A 17,839-nucleotide genomic window follows, 5' to 3' on the forward strand; every position below is an offset into this window, starting at 1 on the left:
CGTGTCTTTCGGACAGCGCTTCCGGCTCGGCGGGACGCCGCTCGCGGCTCATATCGCGGGCGCGTCGGGGCCCATCCGGTTGTGGATGGCGCTCTGTACCTCGGCCTCCTCGGCCGGGTCGTCGGCCAGGCGCCGCAGCCGCTCCGCCACGCGCGCGTCGACGAGCTCGGCGTACTGCGCGGCCACTTCGCGGGTGGTCTCCTCGCAGTCCCACAGGCACTCGACGGCGAAGCCGGTGGCGAAGGCGGGGTCGGTGGCGGCGAGCGCGCGGGCGGTGCGGCCGCGCAGCTCGGAGGAGGCGGTCTCGCGGTAGAGATGCCTCAGTACGGGGGCGGCGCAGCCGATGCCGAGCCGTCCGGCCCCGTCGACGAGGGGGCGCAGCGAGGGCGCGTCGGGCCCCTCGGAGCGCACGCACTCACGCAGTGCGCCCAGGACCAGCTGGGCGTCGTCGGCCTCGCCCCGGCAGGCGAGGACGCCCGCGGCGGCGGCACCGAGCGCGTCGGGCCGGTGCACCCAGCCCCGCGCCCGGTCGACGGCCTCGGGCCCGCACATCCGCTCGAAGGCGAGGACGGCGGCCTCGGCCACCGTGCGGGAGCCGCCGACGGCGGCCTCGATGAGGTCGAGAACCCGGGGGTCGCGTGACTCGGTGAGGTAGTGCAGGGCGGCGCACCGGGCGCCGTCCGAGCCGGCGCGCGCGGCCTCGACGATCACGTCGCGGTCGTCGGGTCCGGCGACCGCGCCCAGGCAGCGGGCCGCGGGCAGGGTGAGGTCGGCGCCGCGCTCCAGGCCCTCCTGGGCCCAGTCGAAGACGGCTTGGACGCTCCAGCCGGGCCGGGGCCCGGATGGCCGCATCTGGCGCTGCCAGCGGTCGAAGGACCCGGCTTCCTGGGCGGCGCGCACCCGGGCGCCGACCGCGTCCCGGGTGTCCTCGGCCCACAGCCGCCAGGGCCGGGGCTCGAAGGCGTCCCGGACGGTGGCGGCCAGTTCGGCGTCACCCTCCGGGGTGCCGGGGAAGCGGGCGAGGACGGGCTCGGCGAGGCCGCGCAGGCCCGCGTCGTCGTCACGCAGCGCGAGCTCGTCCAGGGCCCAGCCCCAGTTGGCACCGCGCATGGCGTAGCGCCGCAGCAGGCGCAGCGCGTCGTCCCTGCCGTAGGAGGCGAGGTGTCCGAGGACCGCCAGCGCGAGGCCGGTGCGGTGCTCGTCGGCGTCGAGGACGTCCTCGGCGCTGAAGAGGTGGGCCTCGATCTCGTCGAGTCCGCCGTCGAGATCCAGGAAGAGGCGCGCGTAGTACAAGGAGCGGTTCTCCACCTGCCAGTCGTGGCGGGGGTCGCCCAGTACACAGTGGTTCAGGGCCGCCAGGGCCTCTGGGCGCGGGGCGGCGAGCGCGTGCAGGGTGCCGTCGCCGCGGCCCCGCTGCAGCAGGCCGAGCAGCGTGCCGCTCGGCGCTATGACCGGATCAAACATGGAAGTAGCCTCACATCAAGCTGTCGACGCAACCGGGATTCGTGCCGTGCCCTAGTAGGCCGCGCGCCAACATGTTCGGCCGTCCGCCGTCTTCCGCTTGCTGTGAGTCATCTTCCTGCCTCTCTTCGTGTCCCCCGATGTAAGGACCCTGCCCCCGGTGAAGGGGCTCGTCGTCATGATGACCCAGGCATTTCGCCACCGCGACCACATTTACGAGCCCCTCTCACCAGGTACGCAGGGGGCACCCGGCGCAAACCTCAGCGGTCGCCGAAGAGTGCGATCAGTTCCGTCTTGCCGAACATCCGTGCGGTGTCGAGCGCGGACGGCGTTCCGGCGGAAGGATCGGCTCCGCCTGCCAGCAGCGCCTTGACGACCGCGTCCTCGCCCTTGAAGACCGCACCCGCGAGCGGGGTCTGGCCGCGGTCGTTGGCGCGGTCGGCGTCGGCACCGCGCGCGAGGAGCGCGGAGACCGTCTCCGCGCGCCCGTGGTAGGCGGCGAGCATGACGAGCGTGTCGCCCTTGTCGTTGGTGAGGTCGGGCGAGACCCCCGCGTCGATGTACGCGGCGAGCGCCTCGGCGTCCCCCTGGCGCGCCAGATCGAAGATCCTGCCCGCCAGCTCCACCACCTCGGGATCGAGGGCATCGCTCATCGCACGGACCGCCTTTCGCTGGGGAGGGCGCTCCTCGGAACGCCTGTGACCTGGCCTCGTACGGCACCGGGGCCGTACGAGTGAATCGACAGGGTACTGCCCGTCGGACGACATGGTTCGGTCCGCCCGGGGCAAAGCTCACCGCGAGTGACGACATCCGACCCGTCGGCCGCACAGTGTCCCGCCCGCGACCCGGTTCCCTGTCCGCCACTCCAGTGAAAATCAGAGAATTTCACCCGATTGCAGCTTTTATCACATAGATACTTCCTGTGATCCTGGAAGAACTCATGGTGACTGTCCCCATCAACCAGGAGAACTCCTCATGATCCTGTCCATCTCAGGCGTCGTCCTGCTCGGAATCATCGTCTTCCTCTTCTTCCGGAAAGACGGTCTGAAGGCGTCGCACGCCATGGTCTGCGCCCTCTTCGGCTTCTATCTCGCGGGCACCGCGATCGCCCCGAGCATCAAGGCCGGCGGCCAGAGCCTGGCCAGCCTGCTGGGCGGGATCAAGTTCTGACCTCCCGCAGTCCCGATCACCCATGAGGAGACCGACGTGGCCCGGCGACCACTCCCCCGCATTCTGAGCAGCACGAGCGTGCCGATCGCCCGCAGCCGCGAGATCGCGCGCACGGCCGCCGACAGCGCCACCGACGTCCTCCATCCGCTCATCACGATCAGCCGCGGCCTGCGGCTGATCGCCGCCGCCCTGCGCGGCAGGTGGACCGCCACGCCCAGGGAACGGCGTGGTCCCGCGCTGTTCCTGCTGGCGGCCGTGGTCCTGGTGGTCGCGCTCATCCCGTACGGGCCGCTGCTCGCCCTGATCACGGTGATGGCCGCGGCCGCCTGGAAGGGCCGCGAGCGCGTCCCCGTCAAGACCGGCCCCGACGAGGCCGAGCTCGGCCGTCTCCAGGCCCTCTACGAGGCGCTGGTGCCCTACTTCTCGGTGCCGGAGGACCCCAGTCCGCTCTTCGCCCACGGCGGGGAGTGGGCCGGGGCCTTCAGCGAGTACGAGTTCGACGACGCCGGCCGGGTCACCCGTCTGCTCATCCGCTATCCCGCGTATTTCACGGACGGCGAGCCCGAGGCGCGCGCCCGTATCGAACAGCTGCTGCACACCAAGTCCGGGCGCGGCCGGGAGTACCGGTTCGAGTGGGACGAGGAGGGCAACCAGCTCGTCATGCGCGTCCTCGACGCGCTCTCCACCGCGATCGCCGCCCAGCACTTCGTGGCGGGCCCCGGCGAGACCGTGCTCGGGTTCACCGACGCCGACGCGGTGCAGCGCACCGTGCCGGTCGCCGAGGGCGAGGACGTCCGCGACGCGCCCCCCGTCTTCTGGCGCACCGGCCCGCGCTCCACCGAGCCGCATCTGCTGGCGGTGGGCGAGCCCGGCAGCGGCACCACGACCCTGCTGCGCTCCATCGCCCTCCAGGCGCTCCAGCACGGCGACGTGCTCGTGGTCGAGGGCAGCGGCACCGGGGAGTACGCGTGCCTGACCGGGCGCCGGGGCGTGCTCGCCGTCGAGTGCGGCCTCGCCGGGGCGCTGGCCACGCTGGAGTGGGCCGCGCACGAGACCGAGCGCCGGCTGATCGCCGCCAACCGCGCCCGCCAGGCGGGCCATCCGACCCCGGACGACATCAAGCGGCCACTGTGGATCCTGCTCGACCGGCCGAGCGTCTTCGGGCACCTGGCCGCCGCCGACGGGCGCCCCGACCCTCAGCAGCTGCTCCAGATCCCGCTGCGGCACGGGCGGGCGGCCGGGGTGACCGTGGTGGTCGCCGAGCAGTTCGACAGCCTGGAGGCGCTGACCGAGCCGGTACGCACGCACACCCGCGCGCGCGTGGTGCTCGGCCCCGCCACCCCGGCGCAGGCCGAGTGGGTCCTCGGCGTCCCGCCGCACACCACCCCGACCACGGCGGTCCCGCCCGGCCGCGGCTACGCCCGGCTCGGCACCGGGCCCGTGCTGCGCCTCCAGGTCCCGGCGACGCCGGACCCGTACGACGACGCGACCAGCGAGCAGCACCGCCAGGCGGTCCTGGACCTGCTTCCGGAGCGCGACCTGCCGGTGGAGGCGGCGCCGCGCGCGGAGGCGGTACCGGCGGAGGGGTGAGCCGGGACGGCTCACGGGCAGCCGTCCACGCCCCTCACAAGCCCGCGCCCCTCAAGCCCGCCCCCGCAAGGCCCACGCTCCTCAGAGCCTGTCCTTGAACCCCCACCTGCGCCCCGACGCCCGTCACGCCACGAAGGTCCGCGGCGACTCGCCCCCCGTGCTCGCCCCCTTCTCCACCAGCCGCGCCGCCGCCGCGAGCCGCGCCGCCGCCTCCTCGGCGACCGGGCCGCTCACCGTGAAGGGCAGCCGTACGTACCCCTCGAAGGCGCCGTCCACGCCGAACCGGGGGCCGGAGGGCACCCGTACGCCGACCCGCTCGCCCATCTCCGCCAGGCGTGAGCCGGAGATCCCCCCGGTGCGCACCCAGAGGGTGAGCCCGCCCACCGGCACGTCGAACTCCCACTCCGGCAGCTCCCGGCGGACCGCCGTCACCAGCGCGTCGCGGTTCTCGCGCGCCTGGGCGCGGCGCAGGTCGACCGCCTGCTCCCAACCGCCGGTGGCCATCAGCCAGTTCACGGCGAGCTGCTCAAGGACCGGGGTGCCGAGGTCGGCGTAGGCGCGGGCCGCGACGAGGGAGCGGATCACGTCGGGGGCCGCGCGCACCCAGCCGATGCGCATGCCCGCCCAGAACGCCTTGCTCGCCGAGCCCACCGTGAGCACGGTCGCCCCCGCCGGGTCGAAGGCGCAGACGGGGCGCGGCACGTCGATGCCCTCGTCCAGCCAGAGCTCGGACATGGTCTCGTCGACGACGAGCACGGTCCCGGCCGAGCGAGCGGCGTCCACCAGGGCGCGGCGCTGCTCCTCGTCGGCCAGCGCGCCGGTCGGGTTGTGGAAGTCGGCGACGACATAGGCGAGCCGGGGCGCCGAGTCGCGCAGCACCTGCCGCCACAGGGGCAGGTCCCAGCCGGTGAGCCCCTCGGCCATGGCGACCGGCACCAGCCGGGCCCCGGCCTCTCGCATCAGCTGGAGGATGTTGGCGTACGAGGGCGACTCGACCGCGATCCGCTCGCCGCGCCCGGCGAAGAGGTGGCAGATGGCGTCGATGGCGCCCATCGCACCGGTGGTGACCATGATCTGCTCGGGCATGGTCGGAATGCCGCGCGCGGTGTAGCGCTCGGCGAGCATCTGGCGCAGCGCGGGCAGCCCGGCCGGGTAGTCGCCGTGGGTGTGCGCGTACGGCGGCAGCTCCTCCAGGGCGCCCTGGACCGAACGGGTCAGCCACGGCTCGGGCGCGGGCAGCGCCGCGCACCCCAGGTCGATCATGGAGCCCAGCGACTCGGGCGGCAGCGGCTCCAGACCGCGCGCGGGCAGCGGGTTGCCCGCCGGCACGGCCGTCCAGCTGCCCGCGCCCCGGCGGGACTCCAGGAAGCCCTCGCCGCGCAGCGCCTCGTAGGCGGCGGCGACCGTGGTGCGGCTGACCGAGAGCGCCAGGGCCAGCTCCCGCTCGGCGGGGAGGCGGGCGGCCACCGGCACCCGCCCTTCGAGGACGAGCAGGCGGATCCCGTCGGCCAGGGCCCGGTAGGCGGGCGGCTTGCGGGTGCCCGCCGGACGGGGCTGCTGCTGTGCGTTGAGCTGACGGGCGAGCTGTGCCGGCCCGACCGCCGAGGTCCACTGCGCCATGGAAGTCAGTCCACCTTCCCCGAATTGGCCATGGTTGGGAGGGGTTTCCCAGCCACAGAGTGTCATGCGCCGGTCCACTACCACCAGACAGGGGGGCATTCACGTGTCCACGCACCTCACCCGCAGGCTGCTCCAGCTCTACGTCGGCCTGACGCTGTACGGGGTGAGCTCCGCGCTGCTCGTGCGCAGCGGCCTCGGGCTCGAACCGTGGGGCGTGCTGCACCAGGGCATCGCCGAGCGGACCGGGCTGACCATCGGGGTCGTCTCGATCATCGTGGGCGCGCTGGTGCTGCTGCTCTGGATTCCGCTCCGGCAGCGCCCCGGCCTGGGCACGGTCTCCAACGTCTTCGCCATCGGCATCGCGATGGACTCCACCCTGGCCCTGGTGCCGGACGTGCGCGGACTCGCCGCCGAGATCCCCCTGCTGGCCGGCGGGATCCTGCTCAACGGCGTGGCGACCGGCCTGTACATCTCGGCTCGGTTCGGCCCCGGCCCCCGCGACGGTCTGATGACCGGGCTGCACCGGCTCACCGGACGCTCGATCCGGCTGGTGCGCACCTCGATCGAGGTGGCGGTGGTGGCGACCGGCTTCCTGCTCGGCGGCTCACTGGGCGTCGGCACGGTCGCCTACGCCCTCGCCATCGGCCCGCTCGCCCAGTTCTTCCTGCGCTTCTTCGCCGTCCCGGAGCTCCCGGAGCAGGCGCGGACGCCGGAGACCTCCCCGGAGCCGGCGCCCGCCGCCGTCGCCGAGCCCGTCACCGAAGGGACACCGGCACGGGCGATACTGCGCGGGTGACTCGCGTACGCCACCCCTATCTGGACCACCCGACGCCGATCGCCTTCGCCCACCGCGGCGGGGCGGCCGACGGCATCGAGAACACCGCGGCCGCCTTCGGCCGGGCCGCGGCGGCCGGTTTCCGCTACTTCGAGACCGATGTGCACACCACCGTGGACGGCCGGCTCGTCGCCTTCCACGACTCCACCCTGGACCGGGTCACCGACGCCGTGGGCCGGATCGCCGATCTGCCGTGGGCCGAGGTGGCGCAGGCCCGGGTGGCGGGCCGCGAGCCGCTGCCGCTCTTCGAGGAGCTCCTGGAGGAGTTCCCCGAGGCCCGCTGGAACATCGACCTCAAGGCGGAGTCCGCGCTCGTCCCGCTGGTGGAGCTGATCCGCCGGACGGACGCCTGGGACCGGGTGTGCGTCGGGTCGTTCTCGGAGGCCCGGGTCGCCCGTGCCTCGAAGCTGGCGGGCCCCCGTCTGGCGACCTCGTACGGGGTACGGGGTGTGGCCGCTCTGCGGCTGCGCTCGCTGGGGCTGCCGGTGCCGCTGCGCCGGGGCGCGGTGTGCGCGCAGGTGCCCGAGTCCCAGGGCCGGATCCCGGTGGTGGACCGCCGCTTCGTGAGGACCGCGCACGCTCTTGGCCTGCAGGTCCACGTATGGACAATCAATGATCCCGATCGGATGACGAAACTCCTGGACCTCGGCGTGGATGGCATCATGACCGATCATCTGGAGACGCTGCGCACGGTACTGAGCGACCGGGGAACCGGGTTCTGACACCCGGCGCGCGCCCTGGGAACGAACGAGAGGGCGCGGGGTTTGACCGCCGAGACCATGGGCCGGACCGCCGCCGCACAGGCGGCGCCGGACGCCGACCGCCGCCGCGAGCAACGCGGCTGGTACTTCTACGACTTCGCGTGCTCGGTCTACTCGACGACCGTCCTGACGGTGTTCCTCGGGCCCTATCTGACGGCGATCGCCAAGGACGCCGCCGACCCGGACGGCTTTGTGCACCCGCTGGGCGTCCCGGTACGGGCCGGGTCCCTCTTCGCGTACGCGGTGTCCGCCTCGGTGGTGCTCGCGGTGGTCCTGATGCCGGTGGTGGGCGCCGCGGCGGACCGCACCGGCCGCAAGAAGCCGCTGCTCGCGGCGGCGGCCTACACCGGAGCCGCGGCGACGGCGGGCATGTTCTTCCTGGACGGGCACCGCTATCTGCTCGGCGCGGTGCTGCTGATCGTCGCCAATGCCTCCCTTTCGGTCTCGATGGTGCTCTACAACGCCTATCTGCCGCAGATCGCGGGCCCCGAGGAGCGCGACCGCGTCTCCTCGCGCGGCTGGGCCTTCGGCTACACCGCGGGCGCGTTCGTCCTGGTCCTCAATCTGATCCTCTACTCGGGCCACGACGGCTTCGGGCTCTCCGAGGGCACGGCCGTACGGATCTGCCTGGCCTCGGCCGGGGTGTGGTGGGGCGCCTTCACGCTCGTACCGCTGCGGCGGCTGCGGGACCGGGGCGCGCCCGCCGGGCACGCCCCGGCCGAGGGCAAGGTGGGCGCGGGCTGGCGCCAGCTCATCGCGACCCTGCGCGACATGCGCGCCCGTCCGCTCACCCTCGCCTTCCTGGCCGCGTACCTGATCTACAACGACGGCGTGCAGACCGTGATCTCGCAGGCGTCGCTGTACGGCTCCGAGGAGCTCGGGCTCGACCAGAACACCCTGATCGTCGCCGTGCTGCTGGTGCAGGTGCTGGCGGTGGCCGGGGCGCTCGGGATGGGGCGGCTCGCGCGGACGTACGGCGCCAAGCGCACGATCCTGGGCTCGCTGGCGGTGTGGGCGCTGATCCTGGGCACCGGCTACTTCCTGCCCGCCCACTCGCCCGCGCTCTTCTTCGTCCTGGCCGCGGCGATCGGCACGGTCCTCGGCGGCAGCCAGGCGCTGTCGAGGTCGCTTTTCTCACACATGGTGCCGAGCGGCAAGGAGGCCGAATACTTCTCGGCCTACGAGATGAGCGACCGCGGACTGAGCTGGCTGGGGCCACTGGTGTTCGGGCTCGCGTACCAGCTGACCGGCAGCTACCGGGATGCGATCATCTCTCTCGTGATCTTCTTCGCGGTCGGGTTCGTACTGCTCGCCCGGGTCCCGGTGCGGGCCGCCGTGGCGGCCGCGGGGAACCCGGTTCCGGCGCGGATTTAGACGTTGAAGTGAAAGGCCGGTAGTGTACGCCTTTGGCCTGCCAGGCGGACCGTTACTGCGTGCTCAACTAGTGAAGACGCTGGGTGACATCTGCTGCCAGATGTGACAAACCGGGCACTGGTGGGTACAACAAGGGGCGGCACGACGGCGACACATGACCCACAACGGGAATCTTTAACGCCGACCGGACGTTGACCGGATGACGACGACAGCGACACCTGTCCTGTGGGCGACAAGCCCGGGAGGCACGATTCATGAGTGAGCGAGCTCTTCGCGGCACGCGCCTCGTGGTGACCAGCTACGAGACCGACCGCGGCATCGATCTGGCCCCGCGCCAGGCGGTGGAGTACGCATGCGAGAACGGACATCGATTCGAGATGCCGTTCTCGGTGGAGGCGGACATCCCGCCGGAGTGGGAGTGCAAGGCGTGTGGCGCCATGGCACTCCTGGTGGACGGCGAAGGTCCTGAGGAGAAGAAGGGCAAGCCCGCGCGTACGCACTGGGACATGCTCATGGAGCGGCGCACCCGCGAGGAGCTGGAGGAGGTTCTGGCCGAGAGGCTGGAGGTCCTGCGGTCCGGCGCCATGAACATTGCCGTGCATCCGCGCGACAGCCGCAAGTCCGCCTAGGCGCGCCAGCGCTCGGGCAAAAGATTCAGAAGAAGAGGGCCGGTCACACCGTTTCGGTGTGACCGGCCCTCTTTTTCGTGCCGGGCTCTCGCGGTACGTACGGGCCTCAGCGGGCCCTGCGTACGGCCTCAGTGGGTCAGCGGCGGCCGGGGCTCGTCCCGCTGGGGGCGCTCGTCCTCGCGGATGACCTCGCCCTGGACCACCTTGCCGTCCGGGTGCCGCATACGGGCCTGCTGGAAGGCGTCGCCCAGGGGGCCGGGCGCGGCCGCGCGCATCCGCTTCTCCAGCGAGCGCTCGGCGTACCGGGAGACCGCCTTGCGTACCGGCGGCACCAGGCAGAGCAGCCCGAGCACGTCGGAGAGCAGGCCGGGGACGATCAGGAGCAGGCCGCCCAGCATCGTCAGGGAGTTGCCCTCGCTGCCCGGCTGGGGGCCCGTGGCGGGCGCCGTCCCGGACTGCTGCTGCTGGAACTGCTCGGTGAGGTTGCGGAAGGCGCGGCGGCCGGCCCGCTTGATGACGAGGGAGCCGAGCACGACGCCGCCGACCAGCAGCGCGAACACGGCCAGTCCGCCGGCGGCGTCCGCCACGGTGATCAGCAGCCAGATCTCCACGAGGAGCCAGGCGGCGATCCCCAGCGGGACGAGGGTGCGCGCACGGGAGCGCTTGGGCAGGGTCGGGGGCACGGTGCCGGTCGTCATGCTCCCAGTGTGCCTGGCGGCGCCGTAGGACGGCGTAAGGGATTCATCAGGTGAGGGGGCGGCCGGGCCCGGGGCCCGGCCGCCCCCTCACCTCAGGGCCTCTCGCGGGGCCTCAGGACGGCTTGCGGCCCATGAGCTTGTTGGCGCGCGAGCCGACGCCCCAGGCGGTGACCCGCCACAGCGCCTCGACGATGATGTCGTTGCTCATCTTGGAGTCGCCGCGCTCGCGCTCGACGAAGGTGATCGGCACCTCGACCACGTGGTAGCCGGCGGCCACGGCGCGGCGGGCCAGGTCGACCTGGAAGCAGTAGCCCTGGGAGGCCACCTCGTCCAGGCCGAGGCCTTCGAGGGTCTCCCGGCGGAAGGCCCGGAAGCCTCCGGTCACGTCGCGGATGTCCACGCCGAGCAGCAGCCGGGAGTAGGTGGAGCCGCCGCGGGAGATGAACTCGCGGTGCTTGGGCCAGTTCACCACCCGGCCGCCCGGCACCCAGCGCGAGCCGAGGACCAGGTCGGCGCCCTTGAGCGCGGTGAGCAGCCGGGGCAGCTCCTCCGGCTGGTGGGATCCGTCGGCGTCCATCTCGACCAGTACGCCGTAGCCCTCGTCCACGCCCCAGCGGAAGCCCGCGAGGTAGGCGGCGCCGAGGCCCTCCTTGCCCTTGCGGTGCAGGACGTGGACGTGGTCGTCCTCGGCCGCCAGCTCGTCGGCGATCTTGCCCGTGCCGTCGGGGCTGTTGTCGTCGGCGATCAGGACGTGGGCCTCGGGGACCGACTCCCTGACGCGGGAGACGATCGGCTTGATGTTCTCCGCCTCGTTGTAGGTCGGGATGATCACCAAGGCTCTGCCGAGCGGGCCGTATCGCCTCTGACCGCCGTCGTTCACTGCTGCCCCTTATTGTCCGTACGCAGGGCACCACCATAGCGAGCGGTCGGGGCACTGCCGCACCGCGAGGTCCCGGGGTGTCGGAATGGGGGCCCGGCGCCCTTCGGGCCGGCCTGGGACCCGCTGGCTGCGGGCTGCCTGGAGCCGTTGTCTACTGAACGTCCGGGCCCCATCCGGGTCGCACCCTCCCCCCGGGCTCCCGTGGAGCAGGGGGGACCCCCGGGACGGCAGAAACCTTCTGTCGGCCGGACGTCCTGTGGTGGACCCGGCCGAACCTACCGGCCCCCGGCCGCTCTCTGTCAACAGTCGTTTGACCTGCGGCGTCGACCGAAACCAGCAGGTCAGTGCGGAAGATCCGCAGGTGGCGGCGGCGCGGCGCGGGCAGCCCGACGGCCGTACGGAACGTCCTTACGTCACTCGTTCGGCCGGACGAAGACCGTTTGTCCGAACACCACCGTGCGCAGACAGACCGGCAGCGCCGCCCCCGGGCTGAGGTCGGGCAGTCCGGGCGTGCCCGAGCGCGGGTCGGTCGACCAGCGGGCCACCCGGTCGTCCGGCGCCTGCACCACGAGCTCGTCGGTGCGCCACACCGCGTAGTCGGCGGGCGCGCCCGGCACCAGGGTGCCCGCGTCGTCCCGGCCGATGGCGCGCCAGCCGCCCCGGGTGTGGGCGGTGAAGGCGGCGCGGGCCGAGACCCGGTGCTCGGGGGTGCGGTGGAAGGCGGCCGCGCGGACGGTGCCCCACGGGTCGAGCGGGGTGACCGGCGAGTCGGAGCCGAAGGCGAGCGGCACCCCGGCGCGCAGCAGGGCCGCGTACGGGTTCAGGGTGCGGGCCCGCTCGGCGCCCAGGCGCTCGGCGTACATGCCCTCCTCGCCGCCCCACAGCGCGTCGAAGGCGGGCTGTACGGAGGCGGTGAGCCCGAGCTCGGCGAAGGCCGCGATCGTCTCGGGGGTGAGCATCTCGGCGTGCTCGACGCGGTGGCGGGCGGCGCGGATGCGGGCCAGGCCCACCTTGGCGGCGGCGGCCCGGATGCCCTCGACGACCGCGGTGACGGCGGCGTCCCCGATGGCGTGGAACCCGGCCTGGAGCCCGGCCTCGGTGCAGGCGGTCACATGGGCGGCTACGTCGGCTGCGTCCAGGTGGGCGGTGCCGGTGTGCGCGGCGTCGGCGTACGGCTCGTGCAGACAGGCGGTGTGCGAGCCCAGGGCGCCGTCGACGAAGAGGTCGCCGGCCGCGCCGAGCGCGCCGAGTTCGCGGATGCGATCGGCGTCCTTGGGGCCGGTGACCTGCTCGGCCCAGTAGCCGAAGACGCGCGGGCCGGCCTCCTCGCGGGCGAGCCCCAGCAGCGAGGTGAAGTCGTCCTCGTCGGAGATCTCGGGGCCGCCGCACTCGTGGAGGGTGCCGATGCCGAGGGAGGCCGCCCGGTGCAGCGCGGCCCGCTGGGCCTCCTCGCGCTGGCGCGGGGTGATCGCCGCATGGGCGGCGGCACGCACCGCGTGGTGGGCGGCGGCGGTCAGCGGAGCGTCCGGGTGGTAGCCGTCGAGGCCGGTGACGCCCGGGATCCGGTCGAGGAGCGCGGTGGTGGCGACGGCCGAGTGGACGTCGATGCGCGGCAGGTACAGAGGGCGGCCGCCGGTGGCCCCGTCGAGCTCGGCGCGGGTGGGCGGGGTCCGCTCGGGCCAGCGCGCCGCGTCCCAGCCGTGGCCGAGCAGCACCTCGTCGCCGGGACGGGCGGCGGCGTACTCCCGTACCGCCGCCAGGGCCTCGGCACGGGTGCGGGCGGACGACAGGTCGAGGCCGGTGAGCGCCAGGCCGGTGGCCGTGGTGTGCACATGCGCATCGGTGAACGCCGGGGCGACCAGGGCCCCTTCGAGGTCGATCACCTCGTCCACGCCGGACGCGAAGGCGTCGGCCGCGCCCTCGGAGCCGACCCAGGCGACGTGTCCGCGTTCGACGACCATCGCCGTGGCGAACGGGTCGGCGGGGCTGTGGACCTCCCCGCCGCGCAGCAGCACGGTGCGGTGGTCGGGCTCGCCCGCGGACAGCGGGGCGACGGTTCGGGCCGGAAGGGCGGCGGCGCTCTCGGAACTCATGGGAACAGCCTAGATACGCGGCGGCCGTGCCTCGTACGGGGTCGAGAGAACGACGGTCGTCCGGGTGGAGACACCGGCCAGCGAGCGGATGCGGGTCAGCAGGTGCTCCAGCTCCAGGGGCGTGGCCACGCGCACCTTGAGGATGTAGTTCTCGTCGCCCGCGACGCTGTGGCACGCCTCTATCTCCGGGACGTCGGCCAGCCGTTCGGCGATGTCGTCGGGGGCGCTCGGGTCGAACGGCTTGACCGAGATGAACGCGGTCAGCGGCAGCCCCACCGCCTCCGGGTCCACGACGGCCACATAGCCGCGGATGACTCCGCGCTGCTCCAGACGGCGTACCCGCTGGTGCACGGCCGAGGTGGACAGGCCCGTGGCCTTGCCCAGGTCGGTGTAGCTCATCCGCCCGTCCTTGACGAGCAGATCCACGATCTGACGGTCCAGCTCCTCCATGCGGATCAACCTATTCCCCCAGGTCCCCTCAGGCACAGTCGATGGCGACCGGAAGAGGCACCTGCGGCGGGCATGTGACGAATGCCACAGGCTTGTGACGTCCTGCCGGGGGGCCGCGCGGTTACGGCCGGTGCATGGCGGGAATTGCTTGCTGTGGTCGCGGCGACGGCGCCTTGCCGGCCCACCCGAGGGGGAGAACCCACATGCAGAACATGAAGCGCGGCGGACGTGTGCCGAATGAACGTACCGATCCGGAGCCCGTTGATCTCATCGTCGAGGACGAGCTCGCCGACGACGAGGCGGCGGACGCCTACGACACCTTCGAGATGTACCGGGTGATCTGCCCGGACTGCGCCCAGCCGATCGCGCTCCTCGCGGACGAGACGGTGCTGCCGGAGCACGCGCTGTGCCCGAGCCCGTGGAACCCGTTCGTGCTCACGGTGTGCGCCGGGACCGGCCGCGCCGCCTCGCAGAGCAGGCCCGCGGACACCTCCAAGGAGGTCCAGGAGCAGGACACCGCGCTGCTCCTGACGCTCCCCCAGGGCCTCGACTGGCGGACGCAGCCCTTCTCGCACGTCGGCGGTCCGGGCTCGCGTCCGATGCGGGTGCCGCGTATGCGGCGTGCCGCGTAGGTCCACGTCAGCTCCAGTACGTTCCCCGCACCATCGCCTCCAGGCTGCTCCGGTGCAGGATCAGCGCGTCCGGGTCCTCGGGGGCCCGGACCTCGCCGAAGTGCAGCTGCCGGTAGGCGATCCTGAGCATCACCACCGCGTGCCGCAGGGCGGCGTAGAGCGTGTGGAACTCCATGGCGTGCGGGGTGTGCCCGGTCAACTCGGCGTAGCGCGCCTCGATGTGGTCGCGTCTCAGGAAGTCGGGCAGGCCCGCTTGGCCGAAACTCATCGTCAGATCCTGGAAGAAGCGGTGGAGGTAGACGGTCCAGCCGAGGTCGAGTTCGCGCGGGCCGAAGGCCGCCATCTCCCAGTCGAGGACGGCGGCGGGCTCGAAGCCGTCGTACACGATGTTGCCGATCCGCGCGTCGCCCCAGCAGAGCACGGCGGGACCTTCGTCGGCGGGCCAGTGCGCGTCCAGCCAGTCGAACGCGGACTCGATGAGCGCGGAGCGCGGCAGACCGTCCACCACCCAGGCGTAGTAGGCCCGTTGGGCCTCCACATGGCGCCGCAGGGGTGAGCCCTCGCCCTGCGGCAGCAGGAACGCGGCCTCCTCGGCCGGGAACCGGTCGTGCAGCCGGGCGAGCACCCCGACGGTGGCGTCCTGAAGCCGCGCCCGCTGCGCGTCGCTCGCGGAGTGCAGCCAGTTCCCCTCGTACGTATAGGGCATGACGTCGGGCGGTACGCGGCCCTCGGCGCGCTCCATCACGAAGAAGGGGGCACCGAGCGCGGTGGGGTCCTCTTCCAGCCACAGCACCCGGGGCACCGGGACGTCGGTGTGCTCGGCGACCAGCCGCATCACCCGGTGCTGGCGGGCCATGTCGTAGACCGGGAAGACGGTGTACGCGGCCGGGTCGGCGGCGAGCCGCAGGGCGCAGCCGCGCACCGGCGCGTCCGGGTGGTCGAGGCCGAAGAGCAGGGTCTCGCTCGACATGCCGTTGGAGGACGGGACCTCGACGCCGGTGACCCGGGCGCCGGGCAGCCGTGCGTCGAGCCAGCCGGTGAGCCTGCGGCCGAGCTCCTGGGGGTCGCGCGTGGTGGTGCGGGGGCGTGGTGCCGTGGCCATGGGCGGTTCCCTTCTGGGCACGCGGAGGGGTCAGGGCGCGACGGAGGCGTACGTGGTGAAGCCGCTGGGGTCGTGGCGGCCGAAGCTGCCGTGCTCGAAGATCCCGTACCCGGTCCGTCCGTCGAGCGTGAAGCGGGCGGCGTGGTCGGTGACGCCGTAGGCGGCCATCGGGTGGGCCGAGGGGTCGGAGAGGTCGTAGCCGCGGCGGTCGGTCCAGCCCCGGCCCTGCCAGGTGCCGTGCTGCCAGTCGTCGGCCGGCGGATATCCGGCGCCGACGGCCAGCGGCGAGGAGGTGAGCACCTCGACGCCGAGTTCGAGGGGCTTGCGGGCGGCGTCGGTGAGGTGGACGACGGCACGCTCGGGGTGACGGGTGCCGGGGCGGTAGGCGATATCGGCCTGGGGCCAGCCGAGTTGGGTGTCGGGGTGGCCCTCGCGGACCAGCACGGCCTCGTTGAGGGTGCGGTAGCCGTCGGCGTCCTCCTGGGCGATCACCATCAGGAAGCGGTCCTCGAAGCGGACCGGCACCCAGAGCCAGTGGAACCCCTCGGGCCGCTGCTCCTCGGCGCGCCCGTCGCTCTCGCCGGGGATCGGGCGCACCCCCCAGCTGCGGTCCCTGGTGCCGGTCCACTCCCCCGCCGTGACCGGGATCTCCTCTCCGCCGGCCCGGATGGTGCCGGTGCAGTGGCCGGCCTGGACGAAGCGGCGGCCTTCGAGGGTGAGGCGGTCGCCCCGGCGCTGTACGTGGTGCGGCTCCCACACGGCGGGGAAGTCGGCCTGCCAGGTGATCTCGTACGAGAGCGAGGCCGGGTCGGCGGGGTCGGGGGCGCAGTGCAGGGTGAGGCGGCGCAGCGGCTCGTCGACGGTGATGCGCAGCGGGCCGACCGAGAGGTCCATCCGGTCGTCGGTGAGCGCGTCGCTGGCGCGGACGGCGTGCAGCCGGTCGCCGAGGCGCAGGGTGGCGTAGGCGTCGATGACCCCGGTGTTGGGGTAGACGCCGAGCCCGGCGATCAGCAGGGCGCGGCCGTGGTGGTCGAAGACGTGGAAGATACAGCGGTCATACGCGTTGCGGTCGCCGGTGGCGACGTGTTTCAGCGAGAGCGGGACCTGGTGTATCGGGTATTCGTCGAGCGCGATCGGACGGTCCTGGGACACGGCGAACCTCCTGGACGACAGGAAAGTTGACGGTACGTCAGATGCCGTGAAAAACAAGCCCCCGGGGGCCGGGGCGCACGGATCCGCGCACCCCGGCCCGCAGCAGAGGTCAGCGCGTCTCCGGGCCCGCCAGGTGGCGGGCGACGACCATCCGCTGGATCTGGTTGGTGCCCTCGACGATCTGGAGGACCTTGGCCTCGCGCATCAGGCGCTCGACCGGGAAGTCGGCGGTGTAGCCGTAGCCGCCGAGCACCTGGACCGCGTCGGTGGTGACCTTCATCGCCGCGTCCGTGCAGAACAGCTTCGCCATCGCGGCCTCCTTGGAGAAGGGCCGTCCGGCGTCGCGCAGCCGCGCGGCCGACAGGTACAGCGCCCGGCCCGCCTCGATCTGGGTGGCCATGTCCGCCAGCATGAACCGCAGGCCCTGGAAGTCCGCGATGGGCCGGCCGAACTGCTGCCGCCCGGTCGCGTACGCCACCGCCTCGTCCAGGGCCGCCTGGGCGACGCCGATGGCGCAGGCGGCGATCCCCAGCCTGCCGGAGTCCAGGGCGGACAGCGCGATCGCGAAGCCCTGGCCCTCCTCGCCGATGCGGCGGCTGTCGGGGACCCGTACGCCGTCGAAGTGCAGCTGGGCGGTGGGCGAGCCCTTCATGCCCATCTTCTTCTCGGGCGCGGCCGCACTCAGGCCCTCGGCGTCGCCGGGGACCAGGAAGGCCGTGATGCCCCGGGCTCCCTCGGCGCCGGTGCGGGCGAGGACGGTGTAGAAGTCGGCGATCCCGCCGTGGGTGATCCAGGCCTTGGTGCCGGTGATGACCCAGTCGTCACCGTCTCTCACGGCCTTGGTGCGCAGCGAGGCCGCGTCGGAGCCCGCGGCGGGCTCGGAGAGGCAGTAGGCGCCGAGCAGACCGCCGCCGAGCATGGCGGGCAGATGGTCGGCCTGCTGCTGCTTGGTGCCGTAACCCGCCAGGGCGTGGCAGGCCAGTGAGTGGACGCTGACGCCGAGGCCGACCGTGAGGCGGGCGGCGGCGAGCTCTTCGAGGGCCTGGAGGTACACCTCGTACGGCTGGTCCCCGCCGCCGAACTCGGAGTCGTACGGAAGGCCGAGCAGCCCGGATTCGGACAGCAGCGAGAAGACCTCGCGCGGAAAGCGTCCGGCGTCCTCCTGCTCGGCGGCATGGGGAGCGATCTCCCGCTGGACGATGTCGCGTACCAGTGCGACGAGGTCCCGGGCCTCCTCGGTGGGCAGCTGTCGGTCCACCGGCTGCGGGGCGCGGTCGGGCATGGCGGCGCTCTCCTCCCTGTCGGGCGCTTCGGCGGTCGCGCGCGCAGGGTGTGGCGGCGCCGCCGGTGACTCTGCTGGACAGCCGATGCCTACCCTCCCGGATCACGGAA

At 73.0% G+C, this 17,839-nt stretch carries 17 protein-coding genes; 7 read left to right on the top strand and 10 right to left on the bottom strand.

The window, feature by feature from the left end:
• Positions 1 to 48: 48 nt before the first annotated feature.
• Positions 49 to 1,464 carry a hypothetical protein gene (locus tag A8W25_RS03550; RefSeq protein ID WP_067155552.1) on the bottom strand — a complete coding sequence of 472 codons (1,416 nt, stop codon included), beginning with the start codon at positions 1,462 to 1,464 and terminating at the stop codon, positions 49 to 51.
• A 257-nt stretch (positions 1,465 to 1,721) separates the two neighbouring features.
• Entirely contained in the window at positions 1,722 to 2,114 is a 393-nt protein-coding gene (locus A8W25_RS03555) for an ankyrin repeat domain-containing protein (protein WP_067155555.1), read from the bottom strand.
• 322 nt (positions 2,115 to 2,436) lie between these two features.
• Between A8W25_RS03555 and A8W25_RS03560 the strand changes: the two genes are divergently transcribed.
• Positions 2,437 to 2,631, top strand: a complete 195-nt coding sequence (locus A8W25_RS03560) for a hypothetical protein (RefSeq protein WP_067155558.1) — start codon at positions 2,437 to 2,439, stop codon at positions 2,629 to 2,631.
• A gap of 36 nt (positions 2,632 to 2,667) precedes the next feature.
• Positions 2,668 to 4,221: a hypothetical protein gene (locus tag A8W25_RS03565; protein WP_067155561.1), complete on the top strand. Its 1,554-nt coding sequence runs from the start codon at positions 2,668 to 2,670 to the stop codon at positions 4,219 to 4,221.
• A 123-nt stretch (positions 4,222 to 4,344) separates the two neighbouring features.
• On the opposite strand, the gene A8W25_RS03570 is transcribed toward A8W25_RS03565, so the two are convergent.
• Positions 4,345 to 5,841, bottom strand: a complete 1,497-nt coding sequence (locus A8W25_RS03570) for a PLP-dependent aminotransferase family protein (RefSeq protein WP_067155564.1) — start codon at positions 5,839 to 5,841, stop codon at positions 4,345 to 4,347.
• 64 nt (positions 5,842 to 5,905) lie between these two features.
• Between A8W25_RS03570 and A8W25_RS03575 the strand changes: the two genes are divergently transcribed.
• From A8W25_RS03575 to A8W25_RS03590, 4 genes are all read left to right on the top strand, one after another.
• A complete protein-coding gene (locus A8W25_RS03575) occupies positions 5,906 to 6,637 on the top strand; it encodes a YczE/YyaS/YitT family protein (RefSeq protein ID WP_067155567.1) in 732 nt (243 codons plus the stop codon).
• Complete coding sequence (locus A8W25_RS03580; protein WP_067155570.1) at positions 6,634 to 7,398, top strand: glycerophosphodiester phosphodiesterase family protein; 765 nt, start codon at positions 6,634 to 6,636, stop codon at positions 7,396 to 7,398. Before A8W25_RS03575 ends, A8W25_RS03580 begins: the two co-directional genes overlap by 4 nt.
• Positions 7,399 to 7,455: 57 nt before the next feature.
• Positions 7,456 to 8,811: an MFS transporter gene (locus A8W25_RS03585; RefSeq protein ID WP_067156684.1), complete on the top strand. Its 1,356-nt coding sequence runs from the start codon at positions 7,456 to 7,458 to the stop codon at positions 8,809 to 8,811.
• Positions 8,812 to 9,065: 254 nt separating this feature from the next.
• Complete coding sequence (locus A8W25_RS03590) at positions 9,066 to 9,440, top strand: RNA polymerase-binding protein RbpA (protein WP_067155573.1); 375 nt, start codon at positions 9,066 to 9,068, stop codon at positions 9,438 to 9,440.
• Positions 9,441 to 9,568: 128 nt separating this feature from the next.
• On the opposite strand, the gene fxsA is transcribed toward A8W25_RS03590, so the two are convergent.
• From fxsA to A8W25_RS03610, 4 genes are all read right to left on the bottom strand, one after another.
• The gene (gene fxsA / locus A8W25_RS03595; RefSeq protein WP_067155576.1) at positions 9,569 to 10,138 is read right to left on the bottom strand and encodes an FxsA family membrane protein; all 570 of its coding nucleotides are present in this window, start codon (positions 10,136 to 10,138) and stop codon (positions 9,569 to 9,571) included.
• Positions 10,139 to 10,250: 112 nt separating this feature from the next.
• Positions 10,251 to 11,018 (bottom strand): polyprenol monophosphomannose synthase, encoded by a 768-nt coding sequence (locus tag A8W25_RS03600; protein WP_067155579.1) that lies wholly within the window; start codon positions 11,016 to 11,018, stop codon positions 10,251 to 10,253.
• Positions 11,019 to 11,431: 413 nt separating this feature from the next.
• Positions 11,432 to 13,111 (bottom strand): amidohydrolase, encoded by a 1,680-nt coding sequence (locus tag A8W25_RS03605; RefSeq protein ID WP_067155582.1) that lies wholly within the window; start codon positions 13,109 to 13,111, stop codon positions 11,432 to 11,434.
• Positions 13,112 to 13,120: 9 nt separating this feature from the next.
• On the bottom strand, positions 13,121 to 13,561 hold the full coding sequence (locus tag A8W25_RS03610) for an Lrp/AsnC family transcriptional regulator (RefSeq protein WP_067155585.1): 441 nt from the start codon (positions 13,559 to 13,561) through the stop codon (positions 13,121 to 13,123).
• A 203-nt stretch (positions 13,562 to 13,764) separates the two neighbouring features.
• On the opposite strand from A8W25_RS03610, the gene A8W25_RS03615 reads away from it, so the two are divergent.
• The gene (locus A8W25_RS03615; protein ID WP_067155590.1) at positions 13,765 to 14,193 is read left to right on the top strand and encodes a hypothetical protein; all 429 of its coding nucleotides are present in this window, start codon (positions 13,765 to 13,767) and stop codon (positions 14,191 to 14,193) included.
• A 7-nt stretch (positions 14,194 to 14,200) separates the two neighbouring features.
• On the opposite strand, the gene A8W25_RS03620 is transcribed toward A8W25_RS03615, so the two are convergent.
• The 3 genes from A8W25_RS03620 to A8W25_RS03630 form a co-directional block, all read right to left on the bottom strand.
• Positions 14,201 to 15,295 (bottom strand): phosphotransferase family protein, encoded by a 1,095-nt coding sequence (locus tag A8W25_RS03620; protein ID WP_067155594.1) that lies wholly within the window; start codon positions 15,293 to 15,295, stop codon positions 14,201 to 14,203.
• Between the two features lie 30 nt (positions 15,296 to 15,325).
• Positions 15,326 to 16,447, bottom strand: coding sequence for a hypothetical protein (locus A8W25_RS03625; RefSeq protein ID WP_067155597.1), 1,122 nt, complete (start codon positions 16,445 to 16,447; stop codon positions 15,326 to 15,328).
• Between the two features lie 109 nt (positions 16,448 to 16,556).
• Positions 16,557 to 17,729, bottom strand: coding sequence for an acyl-CoA dehydrogenase family protein (locus A8W25_RS03630; protein WP_067155600.1), 1,173 nt, complete (start codon positions 17,727 to 17,729; stop codon positions 16,557 to 16,559).
• Positions 17,730 to 17,839 lie beyond the last annotated feature (110 nt).

Source organism: Streptomyces sp. ERV7 (assembly GCF_001653515.1).
Classification (GTDB): domain Bacteria; phylum Actinomycetota; class Actinomycetes; order Streptomycetales; family Streptomycetaceae; genus Streptomyces.

Coding starts and splice junctions, on each gene's coding strand:
- A8W25_RS03615 (WP_067155590.1), top strand. CDS start 13,765: ATGCAGAACATGAAGCGCGGCGGACGTGTGCCGAATGAACGTACCGAT.
- A8W25_RS03570 (WP_067155564.1), bottom strand. CDS start 5,841: ATGGCGCAGTGGACCTCGGCGGTCGGGCCGGCACAGCTCGCCCGTCAG.
- fxsA (WP_067155576.1), bottom strand. CDS start 10,138: ATGACGACCGGCACCGTGCCCCCGACCCTGCCCAAGCGCTCCCGTGCG.
- A8W25_RS03555 (WP_067155555.1), bottom strand. CDS start 2,114: ATGAGCGATGCCCTCGATCCCGAGGTGGTGGAGCTGGCGGGCAGGATC.
- A8W25_RS03610 (WP_067155585.1), bottom strand. CDS start 13,561: ATGGAGGAGCTGGACCGTCAGATCGTGGATCTGCTCGTCAAGGACGGG.
- A8W25_RS03575 (WP_067155567.1), top strand. CDS start 5,906: ATGCGCCGGTCCACTACCACCAGACAGGGGGGCATTCACGTGTCCACG.
- A8W25_RS03585 (WP_067156684.1), top strand. CDS start 7,456: ATGGGCCGGACCGCCGCCGCACAGGCGGCGCCGGACGCCGACCGCCGC.
- A8W25_RS03620 (WP_067155594.1), bottom strand. CDS start 15,295: ATGGCCACGGCACCACGCCCCCGCACCACCACGCGCGACCCCCAGGAG.
- A8W25_RS03560 (WP_067155558.1), top strand. CDS start 2,437: ATGATCCTGTCCATCTCAGGCGTCGTCCTGCTCGGAATCATCGTCTTC.
- A8W25_RS03590 (WP_067155573.1), top strand. CDS start 9,066: ATGAGTGAGCGAGCTCTTCGCGGCACGCGCCTCGTGGTGACCAGCTAC.
- A8W25_RS03605 (WP_067155582.1), bottom strand. CDS start 13,111: ATGAGTTCCGAGAGCGCCGCCGCCCTTCCGGCCCGAACCGTCGCCCCG.
- A8W25_RS03550 (WP_067155552.1), bottom strand. CDS start 1,464: ATGTTTGATCCGGTCATAGCGCCGAGCGGCACGCTGCTCGGCCTGCTG.
- A8W25_RS03630 (WP_067155600.1), bottom strand. CDS start 17,729: ATGCCCGACCGCGCCCCGCAGCCGGTGGACCGACAGCTGCCCACCGAG.